A 3,571-nucleotide genomic window follows, 5' to 3' on the forward strand; every position below is an offset into this window, starting at 1 on the left:
CATAAAATTTAAACCGACAAACATTCAACAAACGATTTGCATCATCCTAAAAATCTCCGATTTTCCAGTAGGACAAATCTTATAAAAACACCGCGTGTGTAATTTGAAAACTCCAAAACAGAGATAATAAAATAAATTATGAAAGGACCAAATAAGAGCACTAAATTTCCACTGACCAATTATGGCAGGCTTTGTTTCTTAAAGAATATTGTGAAAAATCCTAACATTATTATTGGGGATTACACATATTATGATGATTTTGAAAATGTAGAAAATTTTGAAAAAAATGTAAAATATCATTTTGACTTTGTAGGTGATAAACTCATTATCGGAAAGTTTTGTATGATTACTTCTGATGTAAAATTTATTATGAATGGAGCAAATCATTTGACAAATTCGCTGACTACTTATCCTTTTGCAATTTTTGGAAATGGTTGGGAAAACGCTATGGACGGAAAATCCTATCCACGAAAAGGAGATATTAATATCGGAAATGATGTCTGGATTGGTTACAACGCTACAATAATGGCGGGAGTAACAATTGGAGACGGGGCGATTATTGCTACAAACGCAACAGTAATTAAAGATGTTAATCCTTATTCTATTGTTGGGGGAAACCCTGCAAAAGAAATCAAAAAGCGATTTTCAGAAGATATAATTTCAAAACTTTTAGAACTTAAATGGTGGGATTGGGATATTGAAAAAATTACAAAAAATATTCAGATCTTGACAGACAATAATTTTGAAAAATTAATCGAATAAAAAAAACGAACAGCACTGGCTATAATTAATTGCTCGATCCCGTCTATTTTTGAAAATCCTTATGAATTTTCAGTTGGGTGCGTGCTTCCTAAGGTAAATGATAACCCACACAACTACTTTTAGTTGAAACAGTCATAAGTAGATTAGAAAAATAAAATGATTATTTTAGTTGTGGTTCAATAAATCAAATAAAGACAAATTTCTATTCTCAAAAAACTGAATGAATAATGCAAACAAAAGAATTTTGAAAATTGAATTTATCTAATGATTTTAAAATGGATAGTTTAAGAAATGATAATTTTTTTACTTAATTTTAAACTTTAATTTACATAACTAATTTTGAAACGAGCTTGCTAAAAGTTTATCATCAATAAAATGATTATTATCGAGCAGTCCCGAAGCTTCGGGAAAACCGTTTAAAAAATAATAAATACACATGAAAAAAATAGTTGTACTACTAGTTGTTACAATTTTATTTTCTTGCAAGGAAGATAAAGAAGCACGGAAACCTGTAAAACAGGTAACGGTTGAAGAAAATTTGACCGATATGGAAAAAAATTTAGGTAAATATGTGCCTTTTAAATTAACTTCAGACTTAAGTGTGTTAACGGATAATGAACGCAAAATGTTACCATTATTAATAAAAGCGGCAGACAAGATGAACGCATTATTTTGGTTTGAAGCTTATGGAGATAAGGAGGCTTTAATGACTAAAATATCTAACGAGGATACCAAAAAATTTGTAGAGATAAATTATGGACCTTGGGATAGATTGGACGGGAATAAACCTTTTGTTGAAGGAATAGGAGAAAAACCATTAGGTGCAAATTATTATCCTAAAGACTTGACTAAAGATGAATTTGAAGCATTTTCCTCCGATAATAAATCAAGTTTGTACACTTTTATTAGAAGAAATGATGATGGAAGTTTAAAAACAATTTGGTACCATAGACAATTTGAAAGTCAAGTAAAAGAAGTTTCAGATTTGTTAATAGAAGCATCAAAATTAGCAGTTAATGCAGGGCTGAAAAACTATTTAGAATTACGTGCAAAAGCATTTTTAAATGACGAATACCAAGCTAGTGATCTGGCTTGGATGGATATGAAAACGAATACACTAGATATTGTAATTGGACCAATTGAAACTTATGAGGATCAGCTTTTTGGGAATAAGGCATCGCACGAAGCGTATGTATTAATAAAAGATCAAGTTTGGAGTAAAAAATTAGAGAAATTCGCACAGTTTTTACCTGAATTACAAAAAGGCTTGCCTGTAGATGAAGCATACAAAAAGGAAACACCAGGAACAGATTCAGATTTAAATGCGTATGATGTTGTGTATTACGCAGGTGATTGTAATTCTGGAGGAAAAACAATTGCTATTAATCTTCCAAATGATGAAGAAGTTCAGTTGCAAAAAGGAACAAGAAGGTTGCAACTTAAAAATGCAATGCGTGCAAAATTTGATAAAATAATGCTTCCAATTACTGAAAAAATTATAGATGAAAGTCAACGCAATTACGTTACTTTTGATGCTTTTTTTGCCAATACAATGTTCCATGAAGTTGCCCATGGTTTAGGAATTAAAAACACTATAAATAATAAAGGAACTGTAAGAAATTCTTTAAAAGAATTAGCCTCTGCTTTAGAAGAAGGTAAAGCTGATATTTTAGGATTGTATATGGTGCAACAATTGCATAAAAAAGGTGAAATAGATGGAGATATAAAAGATTATATGACCACTTTTATGGCTGGAATTTTTAGATCTGTTCGTTTTGGAGCTTCAAGTGCACATGGAAAAGCAAATATGATTCGTTTTAATTTCTTTAAAGAAAAAGAAGCATTTACTAAAAATGACGATGGAACGTATAAAGTGAATTACGATAAAATGCAGACTGCAATGGAAGAATTATCAACTATAATTTTGACTTTACAAGGAAATGGTGATTATGATGGTGTTGCAAAATTGGTTGCTGAAAAAGGAATAATTTCTGAAGACTTACAGAAAGATTTAGATATGCTAAGCGAACAAAATATTCCTGTAGATGTTATTTTTGAGCAAGGCTTAAAAGCCTTAGGATTAGAATAGTAATTTAATTGTTTATAACAAAAAGCCTCCAATTTGGAGGCTTTTTTTATATTTTTTATTACATTAGCGTATGGCAGATTCAAAAACTAAAACTGAAAGAAAGAAGAAGTTAAACTATGAAGCTGAACTTGAAATATTGCATAAAGAATTAGTGCATCTTCAAGAATGGGTAAAAAATAAAGGATTAAAAGTAGTTGTTGTTTTTGAAGGTAGGGATGCATCCGGTAAAGGAGGTACTATAAAGAGATTTACTGAGCCATTAAATCCAAGAGTTTGTAAGGTAGTTGCTTTAGGTGTTCCTACCGAAAGAGAAAAAACGCAATGGTATTTTCAACGTTACGTTCCGTATTTACCTGCTGCAGGAGAAATAGTTTTATTCGATAGAAGTTGGTACAATAGAGCAGGAGTAGAAAAGGTGATGGGTTTTTGTTCAGAAAATCAATATAATGAGTTTTTACGCTCGTGTCCAGAATTTGAAAGAATGCTTGTTCGTTCGGGAATAATTGTCTTAAAATATTGGTTTTCGGTGAGTGATGAAGAGCAAGAAAAAAGGTTTAAAAGCAGAATTGAAAACCCATTGAAGCGTTGGAAGTTTAGTCCAATGGATTTAGAATCTCGTTCAAGATGGATGGAATATTCAAAAGCTAAAGATGCTATGTTTGCTCATACAGATACCAAACAAGTGCCTTGGTATGTTGTTGATGCAGACAATAAGAAAAA

3 protein-coding genes are annotated in these 3,571 nt (G+C 31.1%); all 3 read left to right on the top strand.

The genetic code is table 11. The annotated features are described in order from the left end of the window. The first annotated feature begins 138 nt into the window (after positions 1-138). The gene (locus AB1Z17_RS06245; protein WP_368050935.1) at positions 139-762 is read left to right on the top strand and encodes a CatB-related O-acetyltransferase; all 624 of its coding nucleotides are present in this window, start codon (positions 139-141) and stop codon (positions 760-762) included. A gap of 436 nt (positions 763-1,198) precedes the next feature. After that, positions 1,199-2,851 carry a Zn-dependent hydrolase gene (locus tag AB1Z17_RS06250; protein ID WP_368050936.1) on the top strand — a complete coding sequence of 551 codons (1,653 nt, stop codon included), beginning with the start codon at positions 1,199-1,201 and terminating at the stop codon, positions 2,849-2,851. 70 nt (positions 2,852-2,921) lie between these two features. Continuing rightward, on the top strand, positions 2,922-3,571 hold a 650-nt coding region (ppk2, locus tag AB1Z17_RS06255), incomplete at its 3' end, for a polyphosphate kinase 2 (RefSeq protein ID WP_368050938.1).

The organism is Lutibacter sp., assembly GCF_040883305.1.
In the GTDB taxonomy this organism is placed as follows: Bacteria; Bacteroidota; Bacteroidia; order Flavobacteriales; family Flavobacteriaceae; genus Lutibacter.

Bases quoted from the DNA above. Each gene is read 5' to 3' on its own strand.
- AB1Z17_RS06250 (WP_368050936.1), top strand. From the start codon at position 1,199: ATGAAAAAAATAGTTGTACTACTAGTTGTTACAATTTTATTTTCTTGC.
- AB1Z17_RS06245 (WP_368050935.1), top strand. From the start codon at position 139: ATGAAAGGACCAAATAAGAGCACTAAATTTCCACTGACCAATTATGGC.